Origin of the sequence: Microbacterium testaceum, from assembly GCF_006539145.1 — a bacterium.
GTDB lineage: Bacteria > Actinomycetota > Actinomycetes > Actinomycetales > Microbacteriaceae > Microbacterium > Microbacterium testaceum.
In genome coordinates, this window is the sequence record NZ_BJML01000001.1 from 334,609 (window position 1) to 359,477 (window position 24,869).

Sequence of the window (24,869 nt, forward strand, 5' to 3'; positions counted from 1 at the left end):
GCGAAACTTGACCCCATGCGCGGAATCATTCTGGCGGGCGGCACGGGCTCGCGACTTCATCCCATCACCTTGGGCATCTCCAAGCAGCTCGTGCCCGTCTACGACAAGCCGATGATCTACTATCCGCTGTCGACCCTGATCCTCGCGGGTATTCGAGACATCCTCATCATCACCACCCCCCAGGACTCGGAGCAGTTCCAGCGGCTTCTCGGAGACGGCTCTCGCTTCGGCATCTCCCTCACCTACCGAGTGCAGCCATCGCCCGACGGTCTCGCGCAGGCTTTCATCCTGGGCGAGGAGCACATCGGATCGGAGTCGGTGGCACTCGTCCTCGGCGACAACATCTTCTACGGCCAGGGCATGGGTACGCGCTTGCGCCAGTACACCGAGCTCGACGGCGGTGTGGTGTTCGGATATCGCGTGGCCGACCCGACGGCCTACGGTGTGGTCGAGTTCGACACCGATGGTCGGGTCGTCTCGCTCGAGGAGAAGCCCGAGCACCCGAAGAGCAGCTACGCCGTTCCGGGGCTCTACTTCTACGACAACGACGTGATCGAGATCGCTCGCAACCTCAAACCCTCCCCGCGCGGCGAGCTGGAGATCACGGACGTCAACCGCACCTATCTCGAGCAGGGGCGCCTTCGGGTGGAGCTGCTGCCCAGAGGCACCGCATGGCTCGACACCGGGACCTTCGACTCCCTCAGCGAGGCGACGGAGTTCATCCGTACCGTCGAGAAGCGCCAGGGTCTTTCGATCGGCTGCCCGGAGGAGGTGGCCTGGCGGATGGGTTTCCTCTCCGACGAGGAGCTTCGCGAACGCGCGGCGCCGCTGGTGAAGAGTGGGTACGGCCGCTACCTCTTGAGCGCCCTCGAAAATGCCGGCGACCGCTGACCCCGCGGCGGCCGACCGATCGGGCGAGGTGGTCTCCGGCGACCAGCGTCGGGTGGATCGCGCGGTCGTCTTCGCTGTGCGCGCGGCTGGAAGGGTGGAAGAGACCTCGCTGATCGCTCTGCGATTCCTTCGTGCCGCGGCGTCGACTGTCGTCCTCGTTCATCCAGGCCCCCTCGACGAAGAGGTGCGGGGCGCGCTCGAGCCCCTGGTCGATGAGATCGTCGAGAGCGACGGTGAGCAGTTCTCCTCCGAGTCGTACCGCGAAGGCGTCGATCGTGTGCTCCGTAGACACGACGTCGACGAAATCCTCCTCACCGGCGACTCGTGGTTCGGGCCCGTGGGCGACCCGGCGCCCCTTCTGGCGCATATGGATGGCGTCGCGCTCGACGCGTGGGATCTTCTCCCGCCTGCGCCTCCCCGCGAGGCGTTCCCGAACGAAGGCTTTCCCTCGGTCGTCGATCGCCCATGGTTCTTCACGGCCCTGCGCCGACGTGTTTTCGAGAGCGACACCTGGAACAAATGGTGGAAACTCCCTGTCGACGCGGGCGATCGCGAGCGACACCTCATGCCGTTTCTCACGGAAGCAGGCCTCGTCCACGAGCGTGCCTATGACACGGAGCGTCTCCATACCCACGATCCGGGTCTCTTCGCTCCAGAGGATCTCCTCGAGATGGGGGTCCCATTCGTGGACCGGGCTGTGCTCACCAGCTATCCGCCCTTCCTCGATCGATTCGCCATCCTCGGCCAGGAGATCGCGCGGCTGATGAGCCTCCGGGGATACCCGCTCGACGTCCTTTACTCGAGCCTGTCGTCCTGTGTTCCCCCAAAGGCTCTCAACACCAACCTCGGGTTGCTCTCGGTGCTCTCGGACGTGGCTGTCGACGAGGGGGCGGGCTCCTCGTTGTCGGTGGCTGCCGTCGTCCACATCAGCGACATGGACGGGGTCGACGAACTTCTACGCCGGTTGCAGTTCCTTCCGCCGAATGCCTCCGTCTTCGTGACGACCACTGAGGGGGTCACCGCGGCACGTCTCGAGCGCATGCTCGAGACATGGGCGTCCGCGAACTCCTTCACTTACGAACTTCGAGTAACCCCGCACAGCCTCGGACGCGACATGGCCGATTTCTTCGTCGGATGCCGTGACGTGATCCAGTCGGACCGGTTCGATGTCGTCATCAAGCTGCACATGCGGCGGGCGCATTGGAAGACGATGAACCGGCTCCGCTACTTCCGTCGGTACCAGTTCGATAACCTTCTCAGCAGTCCGGGGTACGTTCGCAACGTCCTCGCCCTCTTCGAGAAGGAGGATCGTCTCGGAGTCGTTTTCCCCCCGATGATCCACGTCGGTTACTCGACGATGGGTCGGGGCTGGGCGTTGCTGGAACGGCAGGCAGCTCGATTGAGCGAGTCCCTCGGCATCCGGGTTCCCCTGGACAGGGTTTCTCCTCTCGCGCCGTATGGCGGGATGTGGATCGGACGCCCGGCCGCATTCCGCGTGCTGACGCAGCGCCGGTGGAGCTTCTCCGATTACGGCCGACGAATGGAACGCCGGTACGGCCACCTCGCGCACCTCCAGGAGCGGATGGTGAGCGCTGCGATCGGGCAGGCCGGGTACTACTGCCGGACCGTACTGAACTTCGCTCACGCGGAAATCGGCTACACCGCCTTGGAATACAAAGTCGACCAGATGTTTTCTACGACACGCGGGTGGCCCGTCGAGCAGATCGGCTTTCTGCACCGAGCCGGTTACACCGGCTACGGCGGCACGGTGGCGCTCGTGCGGATGTACGTGCGCACCAACCACCCGCGCGTCGCCGAAGCCTTTCGGCCGGCGTACCGGGTCGCTCTGCGCGCTCACCGCATGCTGTCTGCAGGGCGACGCGTGGCCTCACGGCTTCGTGCCGAGGGCCGCGACGAAGAGAGGGAGGTGGCCACGTGAAGACAGCCGAACTGATCGGCGATTGGACGCGTCCCGCCGACATGTTCCCCGAGAACGGGAAGCGACTGCTCATCTACGTCGTCTTCGACCGTCGGGGCGAGGTAGGCGATTTCGTCGTCTACGCGCTGGAACACTTCCGAGCGTTCTGCGACGAGATCGTCGTCGTCTCCAACGGCCCGCTTACCGCGCAGGGGCGCGAGCGCCTCGAGGCTGTGGGAGATCTCGTCCTGGAACGTCCCAACGAGGGCTATGACATCTGGGGCTACAAGCACGGTCTGGATGCCGTCGGGGAGCGCGTCTCCCAGTTCGACGAGCTGCTGCTCGTCAACGACACGTGGTTCGGTCCGATCCGGCCGTTCGGCCCGATCTTCGACCGCATGAACGCCCACCCCCTGCACTTCTGGGGAATGACGGATCACCTCCGCGTCGAGCCGCACCCCTTCACCTCGGAGGCGGAGTACCTTCCATACCATCTGCAGTCGTACTGGGTGGCCGTGCGCCGTCGAATGTTCGAGTCGCCCGAGTGGGAGTCGTACTGGCGTCACCTGCCGGCCATGACCACCTACTCCGACGCCGTCACGAAGCACGAGGGCGTGTTCACCGAGCACTTCACCCAGCTCGGATTCTCGGGCGAGGTCGCCTTCCCGACGCTGACGGACAAGATCGAGAATCACGCGGTGCTCTATGCGGAGCAGCTCATCGATGCGGGCTGTCCCACGCTGAAGCGTCGCCCCTTCTTCCAGTGGCCTGTGTACCTCGACCGCCTCGCTGTCATCGGGAAATGGACCCTCGAGGCAGCCGAGCGAAACGGCTATCCGGTGAAGATGATCTTCGACGATCTCGCGCGCAACGTCGAACCACGCGTGCTGAATGCCGATGCCGCCCTGCTGCGTGTCCTCTCGGCGACTGATGACGGCTACGACCCGTCGCGACCGCTGCGGACAGCGGTCATGGCGCACATCTTCTACGTCGAGATGACGGACGAGATCATCGATCGTGCGCTGTTCCTCCCCGGCCCCGTCGATCTCATCGTGACAACCCCGGATGCCGAGCGCGCCCGGGCCATCGAGGAGATCATCGCCCGCCGGGAGCTGCCGGGATTGACGGAGGTACGCGTCGTCGCCTCGAACAACGGCCGCGACCAAGCAGCGTTCCTCATCGGCTGTCGCGACATTCTGCTCTCGGAGCGGTATGAACTGATCGTCAAGATCCACTCGAAGAAGACACCGCAGGACGGTGCCAATGTAGGGCGCCACTTCCGCCGGCATCAATTCGAGAACCTCTTGGCCGGGCCCCACGAAGCTGCGAACGTTGTCGCGCTGTTCCAACAGCAGCCCGGGCTTGGTCTCGCATTTCCGCCCACGGTGCACCTCGGACACCCGACGATGGGTCACGGATGGTGGGCCAACCGCCCCGGCGTCGAAGAGCTCTGCGCGCAGCTGGGCATCCGCGTCCCCCTGGACGAGGTATCGCCCCTCGCCCCGTTCGGGTCGATGTTCTTCGCCCGTCCGGAGGCCCTTCGTCTTCTCTTGGCACAGGAGTGGACTTACGACCAGTTCGGCGGTCCGGAGGCGTACATCGACGGGAGCCTGGCGCACGTGCTCGAGCGTATGCCGGTGTACGCGGCGGGGGAGCTCGGGTACCACTCGATGACCATCGCGACCACCGACTACCTGGCGAAGAGTTACACGGCGTTCGACTACAACCTCGACCAGATGTCAGTAACGATGCCGGAGGACACCCAGCATCAGATCACCTTCCTCCGCAGCGCGGGCTACGTCGGCTGGGGACGGTTCCGCGACTTCGTCGACATATGGGTGCGTTTGCACCGCCCGAGTGCGGCGGACCAGGTCGAGCGAGTGTTCGCGAGGACCGAGCGCGCACGCGGCCTGCTGTGGCGCGCGCGCCGTCGCATCCGGCGTGGCTGAATCCAGACGTCGCGCAGGAACGCACCAGTAGAATCGGACCTCATGGCCAGTCCTTCACCCGCCGCGGAAAACGCGCGCTTCGCACGTCTCGCAGAGATGCCGATGCGCTCCGTCGGCGTCACTCCAGGCCTGGGGCTCGCCTCCCTATGGACCACTCTTCGCGACATCTTCGCCCGCCGCGAGATGCTCGACCTTCTCATCAAGCGTGACATCAAGGCGCGCTACAAGGATTCCGCCCTGGGGTTCGTGTGGGCGCTGGTACGACCGCTCATCCTTCTCGGCATCTATTTCGTCGTGCTCGGACAGTTTCTCGGGGCGGCGAAGGGCATCCCCGATTTCGCCATCTTCATCTTCACCGGCCTCACCGCGATGAGTCTCTTCCAGGAGATCGCTGTCGGCGGTACGGGCTCGATCATCGCCAATGGCGGGGTGGTGAAGAAGGTCTACATGCCGCGAGAGATCTTCCCGCTTGCCGCGACAGGATCGGCCATCTTCAACTTCGCGATCCAACTGGGCGTCCTGCTCGTCGCGACAATAATCGCCGCGAAGCCACCGTTGCACTGGGAGATCGTGTACGCGATCCCAGCGCTGGCGATCATCCTCGTCTACGGTGTCGCATTCTCGCTGTTCTTCTCTGCGGTCAATGTCTATCTTCGCGATGTGCAGTACCTCGTCGAAGTGGTGACGATGCTCTTGATGTGGCTGTCACCCGTGCTCTATGCCTGGCAGATGGCGAGCCAGATCATCAGCAACCCCGTCCTGCTGGAGGTCTACACGAACAATCCTCTGACGCTCGCGGTGCTCGGTTTCCAGCGCGCCTTCTGGGTCGCGGGTGACACGCTCGCCCAGCCTGCGCACCTCGTGCTGCGGATGGGCGTCGCCCTTCTCATCGGTCTGATGCTGCTGGTGTTGAGTCACCGCGTCTTCGTCCGCCTGCAGGGCAACTTCGCCCAGGAACTGTGACCCTTATGGCCTTCGACCTCGCTCCCGCGCCCGCGCGCCCCGAAGTCATCAGACTGACGGACGTCTCGAAGCGCTTCGTCGTGCGGAAAGACACCTCCATCAAGGAGCGCATCGTCACTCTCGGTCGGGCGGGCCGCCGCCACCGCCAGAATTTCTGGGCGCTGAGCGACGTCAGCCTCGACATCCGTGCGGGAAACACCATCGGGCTCATCGGGCATAACGGCTCGGGAAAGAGCACGCTCCTCAAGGTCATCGGCGGCATCATCCAGCCCACTTCGGGTCAGGTGCTGCAGAGGGGACGTGTCGCAGCCCTCATCGAGCTCGGTGCGGGATTCCATCCCGATCTCACCGGCAGGGAGAACGTCTACCTCAACGCCTCGGTACTCGGTCTCAGCCGCGAGGAGACCCGGGCGAGCTTCGACGACATCCTCGATTTCTCGGGCGTCGGCGACTTCATCGACACACAGGTCAAGTTCTACAGCTCCGGGATGTTCGTACGACTCGCGTTCGCGATCGCCGTGCACACTGACCCCGACATCCTGCTCGTCGACGAGGTCCTGGCCGTCGGCGACGAGCAGTTCCAGCGGAAGTGTCTGAACAAGATCAAGGAGTTCCAAAGTCAGGGCCGCACGATCATCATCGTGTCGCACGCGCTCGATCAGATTGAGGAACTCTGCGACCGGGTCATCCTCATGGACAAGGGACGCGTCGCGTTCGACGGAATCGCGGACGCTGCGGTCGAGCGCTTCCGGGAGCTCCTCGAGGAAGGTTCGGGCAAGGTCGCCGCACGTCCCGAGCAGGTTCTGCGTGCCGCCGAGATCGTCTCCGTCGACGTGCGCGGAGCCGATGGCAAACGCGTCGGCGACCTCGAGACGGGGGAGTCGTTCCGCGTCGCAGTGACCGTCCGCGGACTGCGCCGGCTCGACGAGTGGGCTCTGGGCTTCAGCATCGACACTGCCTCGGGTGTGTTGGCGCTCGCCTCGAACACGAGCATGCTGGGCGCGACCGTGCCCCCGCTGCGCGAGGGAGAGACGGTCACGATCGAGATCGACGTCGACAGTGCGCACTTCAACCCGGGCAGCTACTGGGTCAACGCCAACCTCCACGGCATCAGCGAGTCGACGTCGCACGCGCTCATGCAGGGGGCCGAGTTCACCGTGCACGGACGCTCCGACTCTCTCGGCTCAGTTCCCGCAGAGGTGCGCTTCCGCTGAGCTGGACGCACCGAACCTGTCTCGCTTCGCCGGTCCCTGGCTGACTGCGGTCGGTGCGCGAGGAAGCCGTCCGCAGGTCGCACGTCGCGAACACCTCAGTCCCGAGTGGCCCAGTACCCGTCACCGCGCATACGCAAAGACAGACGGAGATCGATCGAGGGGTCGACAGCATCGAGGGGAAGGGCAACCCGCGGTGCCAGCGCGCCTCGGCGCCATCCCTCCCACCGGCCGGCGAGCGACACGGCGTCGCGACGCAGCACGAGGCGGGCGCCGGTGACGATCCCCTCGACGACGAGCGCACGCAGGCCCCACCGCGAGCGCAGCACCCCGTACTTGCGCAGCAGGTAGCCGCGCGCGAACCCGGAAAGGCGGCGCTGCCGCACGGACTCCTTGCCTGCGCTCGCGCCGCCCAGATGCATTCCCGAGGGCTCGGGGATCGCGACACACGACCATCCGGCCGCCCGCAGACGGAAGGCAAGATCGAGTTCTTCGCCGTACATGAAGATGTTCGTGTCGAATAGGCCCACCTCCGCGAGGGCTGCGCGGCGATAGACGGCTACGGCACCGTAGGGTCCGAGGACGGGTGGGCGCTCGGCATCGGCTCTCGAGAGCTCGGCGCCGTGGAAACGGACGAAACCCGCCCCCGTCACATCGGCCACGATGCCGTAGGAGTCGACGGTGCCGTCGGGAGCGAGAAGCAGGGTCGCGGCGCTCCCGACACGGGATGCCGGGTCGTCGGGCAGGGCGCGGAGAGCTGCAGCGACGGCATCGGGTTCGAGGACGACATCGCTGTTCACCAGCATGACGAGGCGGCCGTGACCCGCGGCCATCCCGACGTTGCACGTGCGGGCGAACCCGAGGTTGACCTCGTTGCGGATGAGCGTGACGTCGGGGAACTCGTCGCCGATCCGATCGGCGGTGTCGTCGGGGGACAGATCGTCGACCACGATGACGCGGGCCGGGACGCTTTGCGCACGGGCCGCTCGGATGCAGGAACGGACGAAGTCCCAACCCCCGTGGACGGGGATGACGAGATCGACCTCGGGATCAGCGTTCATTCGCGACCTGCCTTCCAGTGGGGGCGAGAGCCCGGCCGTCAGCGAGATCGTGCAGTGGGCGATTGCGAAGCCGACGGAGGCGGAGGGTTCAGTTTATCGTCGCGCGGTCGGGGAACCCGGTCGGTAGCATGGTCGGGTCCCCTCGACACCGACGCCATGACCTCCACAGACCCCGCCTCCGTCCCCGGTTTCATCGTTCTCGCGGCGTACCGGCCGCCCGCCGAACTCTTCTCCCGCCAGCTCCGATCGATCCAGGCGCAGACGCTGACAGCGTTCCAGTGCGTGATCGTGGCTGACGGCGGCGTCGATGAGGTTCGCGGACAGGTCGTCGACGCGGTCGGAACTGACGAGAGGTTCCGCGTCGTCGGTTTCGAAGAGCGGGTGGGCTTCTACTCCAACTTCGAACGTGGTCTCGAGGAAGTGCCCTCCGACGCACCCTGGGTCGCGCTGAGCGATCAAGACGACGAGTGGAGGCACGACAAGCTCGCGATTCTCGTTCCCGCTCTCGAGCGGGCGGCGTTGGTCAGCGGTCAAGCGCGCGTCGTGACCTACCCCGAGGGCGTCGTCGTCTCGGCATCCACCCAACGACGAGCGGTGACCGCACCGGCCCTCGTGCTCGAGAACCAGTTCTCCGGGGCTCTGTGCGTCTTCCGCGGCTCGCTGCTGCGCACCGCGCTGCCTTTCCCTCGCTACACCGGACCCGCGCAGGTGCACGACCACTGGCTCGCCGTCTGCGCCGCCGCTACGGGGGGAATCGCCGTCGTCGACACGGTGGTGCAGGACTACGTGCAGCACTCCGCGAACGTGCTCGGCGAAGCGGACACCGCGCGCCTGGGATGGCGCCAGACGCTTCGCCGTCGTCGGGATGCCGTCCGGACCGACACGCAGGGAGCGGGACCCCGGGCCGTCGCGCGCTCGATCTACCTCGTCAATGCGGGGTGGGCGGAGGTCATGATCGATGCCCTCGGCACACGCGTCGTCCGCGCGCCCGTTCAGCAGCTCGCCGCGGCCTTCGGTTCACACCGGCGTAGCGGGCGCACTGTCCAGACGGTGATCGGGGCCGCACGCCGTCGCGAGATCTCTGCGCGCTCCGCGGCCGTGTATCTCGTCGGTAGCGCTCTGTGGACGCTCACCGGTGGTGACCGCCGCGGGTAGCAACGGTTTCGCCGACGGCTCGCGACGGGCCTCACGCTCAGGCGTTGGCGACGATCGCACGCTGTCGCAGGATCTCCCGGGTAGCGGCGATACCGACGATGGTGAGCACCACCACCTCCGATGCCGCGAGACCCCAGACGACAGCGGTCGCCCCGAGCGTCGACCCCAGCAGGAACATCGCGGGAAGACCGACGCACGCCGACGAGATGATCGCCAGAAGCACGATGCGATTGCGGTTCGCGGGCACCAGCACGTTGCGGATCAGCGGCGTCGTCAACGAGATGATGAGATACGTCACCCCGTAGGCCGGGAACATCGAGGGGGGAGGCGCGACGGCGGAGCCCAAAAACGCCGCGGTCAGCCAGGGTCCGAGCAGGACCAGGACCAGCAGACCGACGATTCCCACGACGAGATGCAGAGCGAGGGCGACCAGGTGGCGCCGCGTCCGACCCTGTTCCCAGGTGGCCTCGAGGACCCACTTCTGCAGGGTGTTGCCGACGATCAGGATCGCCGTGAGCCCCACCCGATACAGCTTGTCGGCCGAGGTGAGCTCGGCGGCGGCCTGGGTGCCGACCACCCCCTGGGTGATGGGGACGGGCGCGGTCGTGTAGCTGCCCCCGAGGCCGTCGGCGCTCGCGAGGGGAAGGTTCTGACGGAAGCTCCCCGCGATGCCCGCGGGATGCAGCGGCGGGACGACCCGCCCGAAGAGATGGAGGTGGAGGGCCGCGAGTCCCACGAGTGTTCCGGCGATCATCATCAGCGGGTAGGCGACCAACTGTCCCGACAGCTGCATCACCAGAGCGCTGCCGGCCGTGAACACCGCCATGGGGATCGCCTCGTACCAGAGCACCATCTGCGCGCGTCCCGTGCCGACCGCGTACCACGACATCGTCAGTCCCGTGAGACCCGTCGCGAGGACGACGAGCGCAGCGACCCCTCCGAACGCGCCGCCGACGAGTGCCGCCGCGGCCCACGCGGCCACCCCGCCCGCGACGACGAACACCGTCAGGCGGGACCAGAAGCTGTGGGCGTAGACGTCCCTCCGGGCCTCGTCGTGCTCCGCCATCGCGATACGGGCTCCACCGGCGACGTTCCAGCCGTAGCTCGAGATCATCGCGAGGAGGCTTCCCAGCGCCTGGCCGGTGCCGATCGCCGCCCACCCGTCGGCTCCCTGGATACGCGCCGCAATGGGCAGCACCAGCAGCGGCACGACGGCGACGATCATCGGCGCGGTGCCGAAGCCGATCAGACGAGCGAGAAGGACCTTCACCGGCCGCGCTCCGATAGCACCTTGTCGAGCACTCGCGCCGTCGCCTCGGCCGCGGCGTCCCAGGTGAAGCGCGACGCCCACCGCTGGGCCTCGGACCGCGCGGCGTCGTCGGCGGGAGTCCGCAACGCCGCTGTGATCGCGGCGCCGAAGGCGTTGGCATCCGTCGCATCGGCGTAGTGAGCCGCGTCGCCGCCGACCTCCCGCAGGACGGGGACATCGTGGGCGAGGACGGGAACCCGCCGGCGCAGTGCGTCGACGACGGGGAGGCCGAAGCCCTCGGCGAGGGAGGGGCAGACGTAGAGGGCGGCGGCCTGGTAGAGAGCCTCGAGCTGCTCGTCGCTGACCCAGCCGGGCAGGATCACGTCGCGCTCGAGGCCCAGTCGCGCCACGTCACCGGCGAGCGGATCGGGCAAGCGGCTGCCCGCGATGACCGTCACGGGTCGATCGGTGGGGGAGATGGTCGCGAGAGCGGCGAGCAGCCCCGGGAAGTTCTTGTGCGGCATGCGGTTGCCGACGCTCAGCACGAGGGGTCGGCCCGCCGGCAGCGCGAAGGGCGACAGGATGCCGTGGGGCTCGGCGACGGGTCGCGGTTCGGAGCTGCCGTTGTGCACCACCGAGATGAGACCGGCGGGAACGCCGAGAAAGCGCTCGATGCTGTGAGCCGCCGCGTGCGACACCGTGATCACGCGGTCGGCGGTCTGCGCCGAACGACGCATGAGGGTCGACGTCACCGCGCGCTGCGCGCGCTGGGCGAGGCCGCCGGGCACCTCGTCGTAGATCGCGTCGTGCACGGTGACCATGCGCTTGACGCCGCGGAAGACAGGCCCGAAGTTGGCCGGTGCCCACACCAGGTCGGCCCGGCCCCGCCGCGCGAGCAGGTCGGTCGACGTGACCGCGCCGAGGGCCCACGTCGCCGGGCCGGAGCCCACCCACGGCACCGTCTGCACGTGGCCGGGGAAGAAGGCCGACACGCGGTCGGTGCCGGCACGACCGGTCACCGCGGCGAAGCGCGTCTCCGGCAGAAGACCGGCGATACGCGGCAGCAGTTCGCGGACGTAGGTCTCGGTGCCCCCGCGTGAGCCGGTGAACCCGAGGAGGTCGACGAGGATGCGGCGCTCGGCCATCAGCTCTCGATGACGGCTTCGGGGCGCTGCTCGCGCCGGGGCGTGGTCAGCACGCCCGAGAAGAAGCTCATCATCGCGGTCTGGAAGCCAAGGATGATCAACAGCGCGCTGGGGACGGCGATGCGCACGGCCTGGGCGGCGTTCTGCGCCCCGAAGTCGAGGTTTCCCCACAGCGCCACCTGCACGATGCCGATGACGATGCCGAGGAAGAACAGGCCCACACCGATGAGCAGACCGCGCTCGGCCGACCACTTCGCCACGATGCGCCGGTATCTCTCGCTCGTGGGGAGGAACCCCTCCTGCGTGGCGTAGAGCTTGGTCAACCAGAAGAACAGCAGGGACTGGAACCCGATCACGCACAGCGCGCTCGCGTAGACCATGGTCGTCACGTCGAAGCCCACGTCGCCGATGCGGACACCGCCGAACGACAGCACGCCGACCGCGATGGCGCCGAAGAAGAAGGCCACGAGGCCCGGGTAGACGAAGAGCCAGCGCGGAGCGAACAGCAGGAGGAAGCGCAGGTGACGCCACCCGTCATGCCAGCTGCGCAGGTGCGGCGGGCGCGAGCGACCGTCTTTCTTGAGGGTCGTGGGGACCTCTTCGATGCGGAAGCGGGCGAGAGATGCCCGCACGACCATCTCGGAGGCGAACTCCATGCCGGTGGTCTGCAGGTCGAGCTGGCGGATGCGGGCGCGGTTGAAGCCGCGCAGGCCACAGTGGAAGTCGCGGATGCCGGGCTTGAAGAACAGCTCGCCGATGAACGACAGCACCGGGTTTCCGAGGTACTTGTGCAGCGGGGGCATGGCGCCCGGCTCGATGCCGCCGCGGAAGCGGTTGCCCATGACCAGATCTGCTCCGGCCCGCAGGCGCTCGACGAAGGGCTCGAGGTTCTCGAAGTCGTAGCTGTCGTCGGCGTCGGCCATGATGATGTACCGACCGCGGGCCGTCTCGATGCCGTTGATGAGCGCAGCGCCGTAGCCGCGACGCGGGGCGTGCGAGACGCGGGCGCCGAGCCCCTCGGCGAGGGCCTGCGAGCCATCGGTGCTGCCGTTGTCGGAGATGAGGATCTCGCCCCGGATGCCGCTGCGCTCGAGGAAGCCCTGCGCCTTGCGGATGCAGACTTCGAGCGTCTCGACCTCGTTGAGGCACGGCATGAGGATCGTCAGCTCGACGTCGGACGGTGCGGGAGTGGTCACGGGGTGTCTTCTTTCGTCTTCACCGCGGCGGGGCTCGGCAGCGACAGCGCCGAGATGATGCCGTCCACGGTGCGGCGGATGGTGCGAGTGCCGACGGCGGTGTCGTACCAGGCGCGCGCTGTGCGTCGCAGGTCGTCACCGCCCTCGGCGATGTCCCGGATGGCCCGGGCGAGATCGGCGGGGCGGGTGGTGGGGGAGACGACGCCGTTGACGCCGTCGTCGATGAGTTCGGTCGCGGCGTTGCCCTCGTCGGCGACGAGCACCACCGGAGTGCCGTGGGCATTCGCCTCGACGACGACGAGGCCGTACCCCTCGCGGCGTGACGGGTTGGCCAGGGCGAGGGCTCCGTGCAGCAGTGTGTCGAGTTCGGCATCCGAGACGAAGCCCGGGAAGTCTGTCCACTCCTCGCCGCCGACGCGTCGCACCTCGGCGCGCACGGCTTCGGAGCTGGGCCCGGTGCCGAGCACGACCAGGCGGAGGTCGGGCAGGCTCTTGCGCGCCGCCGCGACGGCGGCCGGGAGAACCTCGACGCGCTTGTCGGGGATGTGCCGGCCGACGTAGAGCACGTACGGCGGAGCCGCGGCCGCCGAGGGGGGAGCCACCTCGACGGCACCGTCGATGAGCCCGGGGCTCACGAGGGGCGCGCCACGCAGACCCTCACGGCGCAGACGGGCGGCCGAGAGCTGCGAGTGGCACGTGGCCAGCGGGGTGACCGCGATGGCCGCGCGCTGCAGGACCCAGGCGATCGTTCCGGTGACGACGCCCGAGTACTCGACCCACTGTCGGCGGTGCCACACCTCGAGGTAGTCGACCGCCAGGCGCGTGCCCGATCCGAGCAGTGCCAGGCGGGCGGCGAAGACGTTGAAGATCGGCAGACCGCTGACGACGACGGCCGCGTACCGACGGCGCCGGCGCACCAGCGCGCCGAACAGTCCCGCCGCGTAGCGCAGGGCCGCAGGGATACGGCGCACACCGTCGTCGGAATACAGCGACAGGCGCCCGGTCACCGGCACGATACGGAAATGGTCTTCCGGCGGGGTCGCGGCATCCCACTGCACGGCGGTCAGATAGTCGACGTCGAGACCCGAGCGTCCCAGTTCGTCGGCGAAAGCGCGGTACTGCCGCTCACCACCGCCGGTGGAGTAGGGGAACAGGCAGTCGTACGCGACCGCCACGGTCGAAGCGCGCGACACCTCAGCACCCCTCGATGCGGAACAACTTGGCGGCCGGGCCCTGCGAATCCACGAGCACGAGGTGCGTGCCGGGAGTGAGGTCCTGGATGCCGCTGTAGGCCGCGGCGCCCGCGGGATCGATGACGTCCTGCGTGCCGAAGTCGAGCACGTAGTCGACGCCGAGCTGATCGACGGTGCGGCACACGGCCGGGTCGGAGTCGATGTCGCGAAGATGCGCGTTGAGGAAGAGCACCTCGGGGGAGGGGTTTCCGAAGACGTGCTTCTGGGTCACCTGGCGGTCTGCGAAGGCGAGCGCGAGGGAGGTACCCGTCCGGGGGCTCCCGGCGATGAGCGCGTCGGGGGGTGTCTCCTCGTCGAGACGCTCGAGCAGCGCCTCTTCGTCGGACGACAGGATGAGGGAGCTGTCGGTATAGGCGTAGGCCTCGTGCACCTGGGCGAGCGCGATTCGGACGTTGGGACCGATCGCCACCGAGAACACGGCGGCGATACCGACCACCACCGCGCCGACGCGGAGCCACCCGGGAACACGTCGTTCGCCAACAGTCGCTCGGACGAGATCGACGATGGCCAGCGCGCCGAGGGTGGCGACGGGGATGGCCACCAGCGGCAGCAGCGCGGCGAGCCGGTTCGAGTCGTTGTACCAGGGGTTGGTGAGCAGCTGACGCAGGGGGCTGTCGATGCGCAGGCCCGAGGCCACGGCGAACAGCGCCACCGCGACGGCGAAGGGCGCGAGGACCGTGAGCAGGCGGGGGCGGCGCGCGACGGCGGCGAAGCCCGCGATCAGCAGCAGAGAGGCGACCACGGTTGGAGTGAACCCGCGCGGTGCGGCGAACAGCCCTTCGCCGAGGGACTGCGACAGTTGCTGCCACGGTGCCCAGCCCGAGTGCTCGGCCCCGGTGCGGAAGACCGCGACGGTACCCGCCAACGCCACGGCGAAGGCGACCACGGCGATCCCGAGCCCGAGGACGGATCCGCGCGTGCGTTCGGTGACCGCGCGCACGGCGAACGCGGTGATGACGACGGCGGCGGCGAAGAACAGCAGGCTGAGGAACGCGTTGGGGTGGCCGAGAAAGGTTCCCCCGGCCAGCAGGGCGACCAGCAGAGCCGAGCGCACCAGGGCGGGGGCACGGCGCTCGGGCAGCATCGTCACGATGACCGCGAGGGCCGCGGGGAGCATGGCGTACCCGACGAGGTTCGGGTACAGCACGCCCCAGTTGAAGAACAGGGCGGGGAAGGCCCCGAACCCCGTCGACAGCGCAGCGGACACGACGTAGGCGGTGCGGCGCTGGGCGAAGAAGGCCCCGGCGAGAGCCATCACCGACGCGGGCCAGAGGATCGACACGATCGCCAGGTTCGACCCGTTCACCGCGACGGGGACGCTCGCGCCCGTCAACTCGGCGCCGAGGGTGGTGAGGGCGTGCCAGGCGTTCGGATAGAAGCCGATGTCGGAGGTGGACCCGATCTGGAACGGCGAAGCGCTGCCGTTCTGCAGGCCCAGGGCGATCGCGTTCAGGTGGACGATGTTGTCGAAGCGCTGCGCGATGTTGCCGGGAGCACCGAAGGCGCGGGCGAACATGACGGCGCTGACGAGGGCCGTCGCCACCAGCGACAGGAGCGCGACCAGTCCCGTTCGGCGCCCGGCGGGCGCGGTGTCGACCCCGGCGACGCGGCGCAGGACGAGTGCGATGCCCATGACCAGGAGCGTGACCAGGGCGAGGGGGATCAGGTTCCACCGCAGACCCACGAGGGGAGCGACGGACGCCGCGGCGGCGGCGATCGTGACCGAGATCGCGGGAGCGAGCAGCAGCCGTTGGGGGCTTCGCCAGCCCCAGCCGACGGCGACCACGGCGACGCCGGGGATGATCAGAACGGCAGCGACGGCAAGGTACGCCGGAATCGCGCTGACCCAGTCACCCATGCAATTCCGTCTCCGTCCGCGGCCGTTACGACACGCCATCGTATCGGACGGTCTCTGCGGGGCCGCTGAGCGCGGCCGCGGGGGCACGGATGCGTCCCGGGTAGTATCGACCGGACGTCTCCCGCGGGGTCGTGCCCCCACTCTCGACACGAAAGACGCAGCATTTCATGGACCTTCTCATCGTCGGCTCCGGCTTCTTCGGCCTCACCATCGCCGAGCGCGCCGCCGCCGCGGGCCGCAAGGTCACGGTCATCGATCGTCGTCATCACATCGGCGGCAACGCCTATTCGGCGGACGAGCCCGAGACGGGCATCGAGGTGCATCAGTACGGCGCGCATCTCTTCCACACCTCCAACCCGACGGTGTGGGAGTACGTCAACCGCTTTACGCGGTTCACGAATTACGTGCATCGCGTCTACACGACGCACAAGAACGTGGTCTTCCCCCTGCCGATCAACCTCGGCACGATCAATCAGTTCTTCCAGGCGGCGTACACGCCCGATCAGGCGCGCGCGCTCGTGCACGAGCTCGCCGGGGAGTTCGATGCGAAGGATGCCGCAAACCTCGAGGAACGCGGGATCGCGCTGATCGGTCGTCCCCTGTACGAGGCGTTCATCCGCGACTACACCGCGAAGCAGTGGCAGACCGATCCGAAGGATCTGCCCGCGGAGGTCATCTCGCGGCTGCCCGTTCGCTACACCTACGACAACCGCTATTTCAACGACACGTGGGAGGGTCTGCCCGTCGACGGCTACACCGCGTGGCTGGAGCGGATGGCTGATCACCCGAACATCGACGTCAAGCTCTCGACCGACTACTTCGACGAGTCGCAGCCGCTGAACAAGAAGGCGACCGTCGGCCAGGTGCCGGTGGTCTACACCGGACCGGTCGACCGCTACTTCGACTACGCCGAGGGCGAGCTGTCGTGGCGCACGCTCGACTTCGAGCAGGAGGTTCTGCCGATCGGCGACTTCCAGGGCACCAGCGTGATGAACTACGCCGACGCCGACGTGCCGTACACGCGCATCCACGAGTTCAAGCACTTCCACCCCGAGCGCGCCGACCGGTACCCGACTGACAAGACGGTCGTCGTGCGCGAGTACTCGCGCTTCGCCACGCGCGCCGACGAGCCCTACTACCCGGTCAACACCGCCGACGACCGCGCCGGTCTGCTCGCCTACCGCGAGCTGACCAAGGGAGAGCGCGACGTGCACTTCGGCGGCCGCCTCGGCACTTACCAGTACCTCGACATGCACATGGCCATCGGTTCCGCTCTGTCGATGTGGAACAACCAGCTCGCGTGATGTCCCCGTGCATCTGACCCTCGGGTCGCCCACCCGCTCTGTGCCCGAGCACCGGGGGACGGAGGGGCGCTGGGCGTATCGTCGCGACGTCGACGGGCTGCGCGCCGTCGCCATCTTGCTGGTCGTGTCGTACCACGTCTGGTTCGGCCGGGTCTCGGGCGGCGTCGACGTCTTCCTCATGCTCTCGGCGTTCTTCCTCACCCGTGGGTTCGTCCGTCGCATGGCGGGCCCCGCCCCGGTGCGCCCGGTCCGTCACCTGCTCGGTGTGTTCCGTCGCTTGCTGCCGGCCGCTGCCGTGACCCTGGTCGGCATCCTGGCCGTGGTGTGGTCGGTCTATCCCGAGACGATGTACCGCTCGATCGCCGAGCAGGCGTGGGCGTCTCTCGGCTACGTGCAGAATTGGCTCCTGGCCGCCGACGCGGTGGACTACTACGCGCGCACCGACGTGCCGAGTCCGCTGCAGCACTTCTGGTCGATGTCGGTGCAGGGTCAGGCCTTCGTGCTGTGGGTGATCCTCTTGTGGGTCTGCCAGATCGCGGTCCGCCGTCGCGGGTGGTCCCCCGATCGCGTGGTGGGCGTGGTCTTCGGCGCGGTCTTCGCGATCTCGTTCGTATATTCGGTCGTCCGCACGGCGTCGGCGCAACAGCTGGCGTACTTCGATACCGGGGCGCGGCTGTGGGAGTTCGCCGCCGGGTCTTTGCTGGTCGTGGCGCTGCCCCGTGTCCGGCTCGGCGCGGTCGCCCGCGTCGTCGTCGGGTGGGCGGGCCTGGTCGGACTCCTCGTGCTGGGTGCCGTACTCGACGTCCAGGGCGGGTTCCCGGGGTTCCTCGCGCTGTGGCCGGTGCTGTGCGCGGCGGCCATCGTGGTGGCGGGATCGGGTGAGACCGGGCGGTTCTCGCTGGCGAGGGTGCTCTCTGCGCGCCCGCTGCAGGCCGTGGGGCGGGATGCGTATGCGTTGTACCTCGTGCACTGGCCGATCCTCGTGACCTTCCTCGTCGTGAACGGCCGGACCGAGGTGGGGCTGGTGGGAGGGGCGGGGATCATCGTGCTGTCGCTCTTGCTCGCGCGACTGTTGACCTGGGCCGTCGACCGTCCCGTGCGTGCCTGGCGGAGGACCGACACCTCCTCCCTGGTGCCGGTGACGGTTCTCGCGGTCGCCGCCGCCGTCGTGGCCGTTCCCGTCGGAGCCTGGCAGGCGTCGACGTGGCTGCAGGAGCGCGCGATCGAGGAGCGGGCGCTACAGGCCAATCCCGGGGCCGCTGTGCTGCGCGATCCTTCGTTGTCGAAACCTCCGGCAGACGCCCCGCTGCTGCCGCTTCCGACCCTGATCGACGACGAGTGGGTCCACCTGGACCGCGAGTGCTCGGGGGAGTGGGCGAACGACGTCGAGATGCTGCGCGGGACCTGCTCCGAGACCACCGGCACCCCGCGGGCCCGCCACACCATCGCCGTGATCGGCGACTCGCACGCGCAGCAGATCACGAGCGCCCTGCTCCCGGTCGCCGAGGCCAACGGGTGGGGAGTGGTCTTCCTCATCAAGGGGGGCTGCTCGATGGGTCTCGACGAGCCGGGTATGGACGAGCGCTGCGACGGGTGGCGCGAGGCGGCCATCGAGCTCGTCGAACGAGTGCGACCCGATGCGGCGCTGACGGTCGTGACGCGCTCGGATGCCGGGGAGGACGACGAGCGTCTGCGCCCGGGAATCGAACGCTTCCTCGACCGGATGGACGGCGCGGGGGTGCCGGTGCTGGGCGTCCGCGACAACCCGCGTTTCGCCTTCAACATGTACGACTGCGTGGTCGGGTCCGACGATCCGCTCGACTGCGCGGTTCCGCGGTCGGCATCGCTCGCCGATCGGAACCCCGCCGACGACCTCGACCGCCCGGGTCTGCACCTCGTCGACCTCACGCCGTGGATCTGCCCCGACGACCTCTGCGTCGGCGAGATCGGGAACGTCGCGGTCTACCGCGACGACAACCACCTCAGCCGCCTCTATGCGCGTACGCTCAGTCCGTCCCTGGCCGAGCAGCTGCCGGCCACGATCGGCTGAGCCGCGGACGCACAGGCGTCCCGCGTCGCGTCAGCGCGGACGACTCAGCCGACCGGCTGCGACTGCTCCAGCGGCGGCATCGGCTTCCACGAGGAGTCGCGCAGGATGCGTCGGCCGTCGCGGAGCCCACGGAACAGGTGGCTCGTGCCGGTGATCTTGCGTTCGACCACGACGAGGCGGATGAGTTCCTTCACGAAGGTGAGCGTCGTCCCGAGCGTGAAGGGCAGGGTGCGGTAGACGCCGAGCGCGCGGTAGTACTTCTGCAGGTAGGCGCGGTTGCGCATGATGTAGTACCGGTACGCGTCGCTCGAGGCGTTCATGTGCCGGATGCCCATGTCCCACTGCTTGATCTCGCGCGTACGGCGCAGCACGAACTCGTTGACGATCACCGAGGGCGTCTGGCGAGAAGCGAGCCAACCGTACAACTGGTCGTCCCAGTAGATGAAGAAGCGGGGATCGGGCAGGCCGATCTTCGCCACGATGTCGCGGTGGATGAACATGCCCTCGAAGCAGCCCGAGTTCATCGGCTTGAAGCCGGACTCGTCGAAGGCGGCGGGGGCGAAGGGGATCGGGATCGCCATCGACTCGGCCACGCGGTACTGCCAGTAGAACTCGCTGCCGTCGTAGTCGTAGCGCCGCCCCTGGATGCTGCGGAAGCGCGGCGTCCAGTGCCCCATGCGAGCGAGCCCGTCCGTCACGACTTCGACGTCGTCGTCCATCAGCCAGATCCATTCGGATCCGAGCTCGTAGGCCGTGCGCACCCCCTCGCTGAACCCGCCCGAGCCGCCGGTGTTCGTCTCGAGACGGCGATAGACCAGCTCGGTGGGCAGGCGATCGCGGAACGATTCGACCACCGCGGTGGTGTCGTCGGTCGAGGCGTTGTCGATCACGACGAGGTGACCGGGTGCCGGGTCCATGCGTTCGATGCTCTCGAGGAGCCGCGTCAGCAGGTGCGTGCGGTTGTAGGTGACGACGACGATGGTCGCGGTCTTCGGGTCGAACGGGGCCGTGGTCACGGACGCTCCTCGAAGGTCGCGCGCCAGTTGGCCTCGGAGACGAGCTCGGGCAGGGCGCTGCGGTACTGACGGGACAGGCGGGGCCATTCGCGCTGGAGCCGTCGGTGCAGCTTCCAGCTATCAACGAGCATGCGACGGAACATCGCGCGATCGCGCGTGTAGATGTTCTTGCCGGAGCCGTCGGCGGCGCTCACGAGGGCGCTGTCGTAGAGCGGGACGCGCCACCAGTGCGCGTCGCCCTTGCCGAATTCGACCTCGGGCTGGCTGATGTTCTCGGGCCTGGGCGTGTGGAACCAGTGCGACACGAGGGTGCGCGCGGTGAAGGTGCGCAGGGCCAGACCCGTGGGACTGTCGAACTCGTGCTTCTTCAGGCGCTTGAACACCTGGCGCCCGTGACGCGAGCGCAGCGGCACGCCCGAATCTTTGTGCACGACGGTCTCGGCGTGTTTCTTCGCGACCGTGCGAGCGTCGGGCATGGCCGTGGCGAGATTCGCGCGCATGTGGTCCGGCCCGGAGAGCACGTCGCGCAAGGCGCGGTGGCGCAGCTCGACCGGGTAGTACTGCATCATCATGAGGTGCTTGAGGTCGACGCGTCGGCTGTGCCGGATGAGCGTCCCGCCCTGCGGCGAACGCGAGTGCAGAAGCGCGGCGACGATGCGATTGCGGGCGTGGAAGTACGCCTGCCAGTCGATCGAGTCGTCCTTGCCCAGCCACGAGACGTGCCAGAGCGCGACACCGGGCATGGAGACCGTGGGGTAGCCGGCATCCCGAGCCCGAACGCAGAACTCGGCGTCGTCCCACTTGATGAAGGCGGGGAGGGAGAGGCCGATCTCGCGCAGGATGCTGGTGGGGATGAGGCACATCCACCAGCCGTTGTAGTCGGCGTCGAGGCGCATGTGCAGCAGCGGACTCTGGCGCAGATTGGCGACGCTGAAGTCGTGGGGGAGGCGCTCCTGGAACAGAGCCCGCCACATGAAGGGGGCATCGTCGACGACCTCGGCCCAGGCGTGGAGCTTCGGGCGGTCGAGGAGGTCGAACATATGGGCGCCGACGATCGTCGGCACCGAGGCGTACCGGCCGAACACCACCGAGCGGCGGATCGACTCCGGCTCGATCCGCACGTCGTCGTCGAGCAGCTGCACGAAGTCGCTGCCCTCCCGGGCGAGGGTCTCGACCATGGCGCGGGCGAAGCCGCCCGAACCGCCCAGATTGGGCTGGCGCAGCACCTGGAGGGTGTCGCCGAGACGCTCGGCGACCGCCGGGTAGGCCTCTTGCGCCTCGACCAGATCGGTGCCCTGGTCGATGATGAACACCCGGTCGACGACGTCGAGCACGTCAGGGGCGTCGGCGAGGGCCTCGAGCGTCGAGACGCAGTAGTCGGGCTTGTTGTAGGTCGTGACGCCGATGCTGGCCTTGCCGCCGCGGACGGGCTCCTGCTCCGTTGTCCACTCGGCGCCCTCGAACATCGCGTCCGCCTGGTCGGCGGCCACGTCGAACCAGATCCACCCGCCGTCGCTGTACTGATCGAGCACGAGGTCGAACGAGGTCGCGACGGCGTCGCCGCGCACCTCGCGCGTCTCGATGCGCTGCTTCGTGCCGCCGCCGTTCGAGCGGTACACGAGCACCGTGGCATCCCCCGAGGTGTGCACGGTCAGGCGCACGTGGCGCACGGCCGTCCAGTGCTGCCAGTACGAGGCGGGGAAGGCGTTGAAGTAGGTGCCGAAAGAGACGCGTCGGCCGGCGACGATGCGGGCGCGGTGGCGATCGAGGATGTTGCCGAGCTGGGCGACGTTGGTGACCCGCACCGGCTCCTCGTCGATGGTCGACCACGTCTCGGGGTCGACGTACAACGGAAGGAGGTCGGGGTCGCGGTCGAGCGGCAGCACGGCGTTCTGCAGGGTGTACGTCACGAAGAGATCTTTCGGTCGAGGAGCCGCGGCCGCGGACGGCCAGCGGGCAGTCTACCGGGCGCACGTGCCGCGACCCTGAGCGTTCGACGCCCCGGTGCGCGGCTCAGAGCGCGGGGCGCTGCAGCTCGCCGCGCTCGATCGAGATGCTCTGTTCGCTCGGGCCGACGCCCACCAGCGGGGTCTGCTTGATCTTCGCGCCGAAAAGGATCACGAACATCCATCCCCACAGCAGCAGGGGGCCCGAGTCTGTCAGACCCTGCACCACGAGCAGCGCGCCGACGAGGGTCGGCAGCAGGGTGAGCGGGGAGTGCGGTCGATCGTCGCGCAGATCCCAGCGCGGGCGGTCGATCGCGAAGAACCACGAGCGCCACAGGTATGCGAGGTACACGAGCGCCAGCAGCGCCACCCCCACACCGCCGAGCTGAAGGTAGGCGTCGAGCCACATGCCGTGCGCTTGCGTCACCGGCTGCCCGTGGTCGGCGATCCAGCCGCCGATGAGCGGTTCCGAGGTGATCCACGGCGTCGAGAACCCCCACCCGATGATCGGATGCTGATCCGCCCGGGCCAGCACGTCGGCCCAGATCCCCTCGCGGCCGATGAGGTCGGCACCGCGGCCCAGCACGCCGAAGATCGTGTCGCGCCCGAACCACAGCGTCGCGCCGCCGCCGAGGCCGATCGCCGCGTAAAGGAGGTACCAGCGCGTGCGCTCGCCGGGGCGGCGCGCGGTGCGCATGACCAGCACCGTGCCGAGCACGAGCGCGACGAAGGCCGCGGCGATGACCCCCGTGATCGACTCCGCGCGTACAAAGAGGAAGCCGGCGACGACGATCCACACCACCAGCAGTGCGCGGCGCGGCGCACCGACGGCCAGTCGCACGCCGAAGACGATGACCGCGACGAGCATCACCGCGGCCAACAGGTCGGCGTCGCCGAAGATGCCCTGGATCCGGCCGCCCGTGAGCAGGGCGCCGCGAGACCAGGGAACCTGCCCCGGTTCGGTCGCGACGACGAATCCCGGCAGCAGCGGTCCTCGCACGATGACGGACACCGCGAGCTCGAAGACCAGCGACAATCCGACGACCCATTTGGCCGCCGACGCGATAGCGCGCACGACGTCTCTCCAAGTGAGCACCGCCCCGACGAACAGCGCCTGGAACGTCGTGATCCACAGGAGAAGCAGAGTCAGGACGGATGCCGCGGGCCAGGCGCTCCACAGCACCGACGCCGTCGCCCAGACGAGGTATCCCGCGGCGATCCACGGCAGGCGCCGGACGGGGACGGGCGGGCGCACGACGAGCCATACGACGGCGGACACGACGGTGGAGGCCGCGACGACGACCGCGGTGACGGTCGGACCGACCGCATTCAGCAGACCCACCCCGCCGAGGCCCAGGATGAGGAGCAGCACGCACCAGGCCCGCAGCAGCAGATGCCCGGTGGTCTCGCGCGCGGGCGCCGTCGGCAGCGCCGACACGGGGTGATTCGTGTGCATCGCCATGGTGTGTTCAGGGTAGCGGTCGGCATCCGTCGTCGTCGGGTGCGCGCATTAGGCTGACGCCGTGCTGATCGCCATCTCGAACACCCCCCGCGACTACGCCTGGGGCAGCCCCACCCTCATCGCCGATCTCGAGGGCCGCGAGCCCACGGGAGCCCCCGAGGCCGAGGTGTGGTTCGGCGACCACCCGGGTTCGCCGGCCGAGGTGCACGACGGATCCGACCGCACGCTCGACGAGTGGTTGCCCGCCGCCGCGGCAGAGCAGGGCGTTCCCGAGAAGCTGCCCTATCTTCTGAAGCTGCTCGCGGCCGGAGCGCCGCTGTCTATCCAGGTGCACCCCTCGAAGGAGCAGGCGGTCGAGGGCTTCGCGCGCGAAGAGAAGGCGGGCGTCCCGCGCGACGCGGGCGAGCGCAATTACAAGGACGACAATCACAAGCCCGAGGTGATCGTCGCCCTCAGCGACACGTTCACCGCGCTCGCGGGACTGCGCGACCTGGAACGCACGCGCACCCTCGTCGACGCCCTCGGCGACGCCCCCGCCGTGCAGGCGCTGCGTGACCGCCTCTCGGGCGACGACGCTCTGCGCTCGGCGATCGGTTGGCTGCTCGGCGGGGCGGAGCGCGCCGAGATCGAAGAGATCGTGGATGCCGCGGCCTCGGCCGAGGCGCCGCAGTTCGCCGCCGAGCTGGCCCTGACGCGGTCGCTGCACTCCGCCTATCCGGCCGATCCGGGAATCGTGGTCGCGCTGCTGATGAACCTCGTCGAGTTGCGGCGCGGGGAGGCGATCTTCGTGCCCGCGGGCGTGCTGCACGCCTATGTCGCCGGCCTCGGGGTCGAGATCATGGCCGCGAGCGACAACGTCCTGCGCGGCGGCCTGACGCCCAAGCACATCGACGTCGAGGAACTGCTGGGTCTCGTCGATTTCCGTCCGGCTGAGCCGCCGTTCCTGCGCCCGGTCGCCGCGGGAGAGAACGCCGAGATCTTCGCGCCGGGGATCATCGACTTCGCCCTCGGCCACCTCGAGGCGGGCGCGCCGGGGCGAGTGGACCTGCGCGGCGTCGCGATCGCGCTCGGGGTGGCGGGCGAGACCGTGCTCACCGGGTCGTCGGGCGCGCGCATCGCCGTGCGACCGGGCCAGGCGGCCCTCGTCACCCCCGACGAGTCGCCGCTGGCGAGCGACGGTGGGGGCGAGGTCTTCGTCGCCATGCCCGGCGCCTGAGGTCCGCGACACGCCGGGGCGGCGGG

General features: G+C 68.5%; 18 protein-coding genes. 9 read left to right on the plus strand and 9 right to left on the minus strand.

Going from position 1 to position 24,869, the window contains the following annotated elements; genetic code table 11:
* The first annotated feature begins 15 nt into the window (after nt 1-15).
* The 5 genes from rfbA to MTE01_RS01695 are packed head-to-tail and all read left to right on the plus strand — an operon-like array spanning nt 16 to nt 6,935.
* Nucleotides 16-891 (plus strand): glucose-1-phosphate thymidylyltransferase RfbA, encoded by an 876-nt coding sequence (rfbA, locus tag MTE01_RS01675; protein ID WP_141375373.1) that lies wholly within the window; start codon nt 16-18, stop codon nt 889-891.
* Nucleotides 875-2,830: a rhamnan synthesis F family protein gene (locus MTE01_RS01680; RefSeq protein WP_141375376.1), complete on the plus strand. Its 1,956-nt coding sequence runs from the start codon at nt 875-877 to the stop codon at nt 2,828-2,830. The genes rfbA and MTE01_RS01680 overlap by 17 nt, the downstream gene beginning before the upstream one ends.
* Nucleotides 2,827-4,758 (plus strand): rhamnan synthesis F family protein, encoded by a 1,932-nt coding sequence (locus tag MTE01_RS01685; protein WP_141375378.1) that lies wholly within the window; start codon nt 2,827-2,829, stop codon nt 4,756-4,758. The genes MTE01_RS01680 and MTE01_RS01685 overlap by 4 nt, the downstream gene beginning before the upstream one ends.
* A gap of 42 nt (nt 4,759-4,800) precedes the next feature.
* A complete protein-coding gene (locus tag MTE01_RS01690) occupies nt 4,801-5,721 on the plus strand; it encodes an ABC transporter permease (RefSeq protein WP_170210583.1) in 921 nt (306 codons plus the stop codon).
* Nucleotides 5,722-5,726: 5 nt separating this feature from the next.
* A complete protein-coding gene (locus MTE01_RS01695; RefSeq protein WP_141375843.1) occupies nt 5,727-6,935 on the plus strand; it encodes an ABC transporter ATP-binding protein in 1,209 nt (402 codons plus the stop codon).
* Between the two features lie 95 nt (nt 6,936-7,030).
* Here MTE01_RS01695 and MTE01_RS01700 read toward each other — a convergent pair whose 3' ends face one another.
* Nucleotides 7,031-7,993: a glycosyltransferase family 2 protein gene (locus MTE01_RS01700; RefSeq protein ID WP_141375380.1), complete on the minus strand. Its 963-nt coding sequence runs from the start codon at nt 7,991-7,993 to the stop codon at nt 7,031-7,033.
* A 156-nt stretch (nt 7,994-8,149) separates the two neighbouring features.
* Between MTE01_RS01700 and MTE01_RS01705 the strand changes: the two genes are divergently transcribed.
* A complete protein-coding gene (locus MTE01_RS01705) occupies nt 8,150-9,148 on the plus strand; it encodes a glycosyltransferase (protein ID WP_141375382.1) in 999 nt (332 codons plus the stop codon).
* 37 nt (nt 9,149-9,185) lie between these two features.
* Here the strand turns inward: MTE01_RS01705 and MTE01_RS01710 are convergent, their stop codons facing one another.
* The 5 genes from MTE01_RS01710 to MTE01_RS16915 are packed head-to-tail and all read right to left on the minus strand — an operon-like array spanning nt 9,186 to nt 15,849.
* Nucleotides 9,186-10,418 carry a lipopolysaccharide biosynthesis protein gene (locus tag MTE01_RS01710; protein ID WP_141375384.1) on the minus strand — a complete coding sequence of 411 codons (1,233 nt, stop codon included), beginning with the start codon at nt 10,416-10,418 and terminating at the stop codon, nt 9,186-9,188.
* Entirely contained in the window at nt 10,415-11,542 is a 1,128-nt protein-coding gene (locus MTE01_RS01715) for a glycosyltransferase family 4 protein (protein ID WP_141375386.1), read from the minus strand. Before MTE01_RS01715 ends, MTE01_RS01710 begins: the two co-directional genes overlap by 4 nt.
* Nucleotides 11,542-12,738, minus strand: coding sequence for a glycosyltransferase family 2 protein (locus MTE01_RS01720; protein ID WP_141375388.1), 1,197 nt, complete (start codon nt 12,736-12,738; stop codon nt 11,542-11,544). The genes MTE01_RS01715 and MTE01_RS01720 overlap by 1 nt, the downstream gene beginning before the upstream one ends.
* Nucleotides 12,735-13,931 carry a glycosyltransferase family 4 protein gene (locus MTE01_RS01725; RefSeq protein WP_170210584.1) on the minus strand — a complete coding sequence of 399 codons (1,197 nt, stop codon included), beginning with the start codon at nt 13,929-13,931 and terminating at the stop codon, nt 12,735-12,737. Before MTE01_RS01725 ends, MTE01_RS01720 begins: the two co-directional genes overlap by 4 nt.
* Before the next feature lies 1 nt (nt 13,932).
* Nucleotides 13,933-15,849: a DUF6541 family protein gene (locus tag MTE01_RS16915; protein ID WP_170210585.1), complete on the minus strand. Its 1,917-nt coding sequence runs from the start codon at nt 15,847-15,849 to the stop codon at nt 13,933-13,935.
* Nucleotides 15,850-16,016: 167 nt separating this feature from the next.
* On the opposite strand from MTE01_RS16915, the gene glf reads away from it, so the two are divergent.
* Nucleotides 16,017-17,153, plus strand: a complete 1,137-nt coding sequence (gene glf / locus MTE01_RS01730; protein WP_103206496.1) for a UDP-galactopyranose mutase — start codon at nt 16,017-16,019, stop codon at nt 17,151-17,153.
* Nucleotides 17,154-17,160: 7 nt separating this feature from the next.
* Complete coding sequence (locus MTE01_RS01735; protein ID WP_141375392.1) at nt 17,161-19,203, plus strand: acyltransferase family protein; 2,043 nt, start codon at nt 17,161-17,163, stop codon at nt 19,201-19,203.
* A gap of 44 nt (nt 19,204-19,247) precedes the next feature.
* Here the strand turns inward: MTE01_RS01735 and MTE01_RS01740 are convergent, their stop codons facing one another.
* From MTE01_RS01740 to MTE01_RS01750, 3 genes are all read right to left on the minus strand, one after another.
* Complete coding sequence (locus MTE01_RS01740) at nt 19,248-20,219, minus strand: glycosyltransferase family 2 protein (protein WP_141375394.1); 972 nt, start codon at nt 20,217-20,219, stop codon at nt 19,248-19,250.
* A complete protein-coding gene (locus MTE01_RS01745; protein WP_103206493.1) occupies nt 20,216-22,129 on the minus strand; it encodes a glycosyltransferase in 1,914 nt (637 codons plus the stop codon). Before MTE01_RS01745 ends, MTE01_RS01740 begins: the two co-directional genes overlap by 4 nt.
* Before the next feature lie 103 nt (nt 22,130-22,232).
* Complete coding sequence (locus MTE01_RS01750) at nt 22,233-23,627, minus strand: O-antigen ligase family protein (protein WP_141375396.1); 1,395 nt, start codon at nt 23,625-23,627, stop codon at nt 22,233-22,235.
* 61 nt (nt 23,628-23,688) lie between these two features.
* Between MTE01_RS01750 and manA the strand changes: the two genes are divergently transcribed.
* Nucleotides 23,689-24,843 carry a mannose-6-phosphate isomerase, class I gene (gene manA / locus MTE01_RS01755; protein ID WP_141375398.1) on the plus strand — a complete coding sequence of 385 codons (1,155 nt, stop codon included), beginning with the start codon at nt 23,689-23,691 and terminating at the stop codon, nt 24,841-24,843.
* Nucleotides 24,844-24,869 lie beyond the last annotated feature (26 nt).

Bases quoted from the DNA above. Each gene is read 5' to 3' on its own strand.
- rfbA (WP_141375373.1), top strand. From the start codon at position 16: ATGCGCGGAATCATTCTGGCGGGCGGCACGGGCTCGCGACTTCATCCC.
- MTE01_RS01680 (WP_141375376.1), top strand. From the start codon at position 875: ATGCCGGCGACCGCTGACCCCGCGGCGGCCGACCGATCGGGCGAGGTG.
- MTE01_RS01690 (WP_170210583.1), top strand. From the start codon at position 4,801: ATGGCCAGTCCTTCACCCGCCGCGGAAAACGCGCGCTTCGCACGTCTC.
- MTE01_RS01695 (WP_141375843.1), top strand. From the start codon at position 5,727: ATGGCCTTCGACCTCGCTCCCGCGCCCGCGCGCCCCGAAGTCATCAGA.
- MTE01_RS01700 (WP_141375380.1), bottom strand. From the start codon at position 7,993: ATGAACGCTGATCCCGAGGTCGATCTCGTCATCCCCGTCCACGGGGGT.
- MTE01_RS01705 (WP_141375382.1), top strand. From the start codon at position 8,150: ATGACCTCCACAGACCCCGCCTCCGTCCCCGGTTTCATCGTTCTCGCG.
- MTE01_RS01715 (WP_141375386.1), bottom strand. From the start codon at position 11,542: ATGGCCGAGCGCCGCATCCTCGTCGACCTCCTCGGGTTCACCGGCTCA.
- MTE01_RS16915 (WP_170210585.1), bottom strand. From the start codon at position 15,849: ATGGGTGACTGGGTCAGCGCGATTCCGGCGTACCTTGCCGTCGCTGCC.
- glf (WP_103206496.1), top strand. From the start codon at position 16,017: ATGGACCTTCTCATCGTCGGCTCCGGCTTCTTCGGCCTCACCATCGCC.
- MTE01_RS01750 (WP_141375396.1), bottom strand. From the start codon at position 23,627: ATGGCGATGCACACGAATCACCCCGTGTCGGCGCTGCCGACGGCGCCC.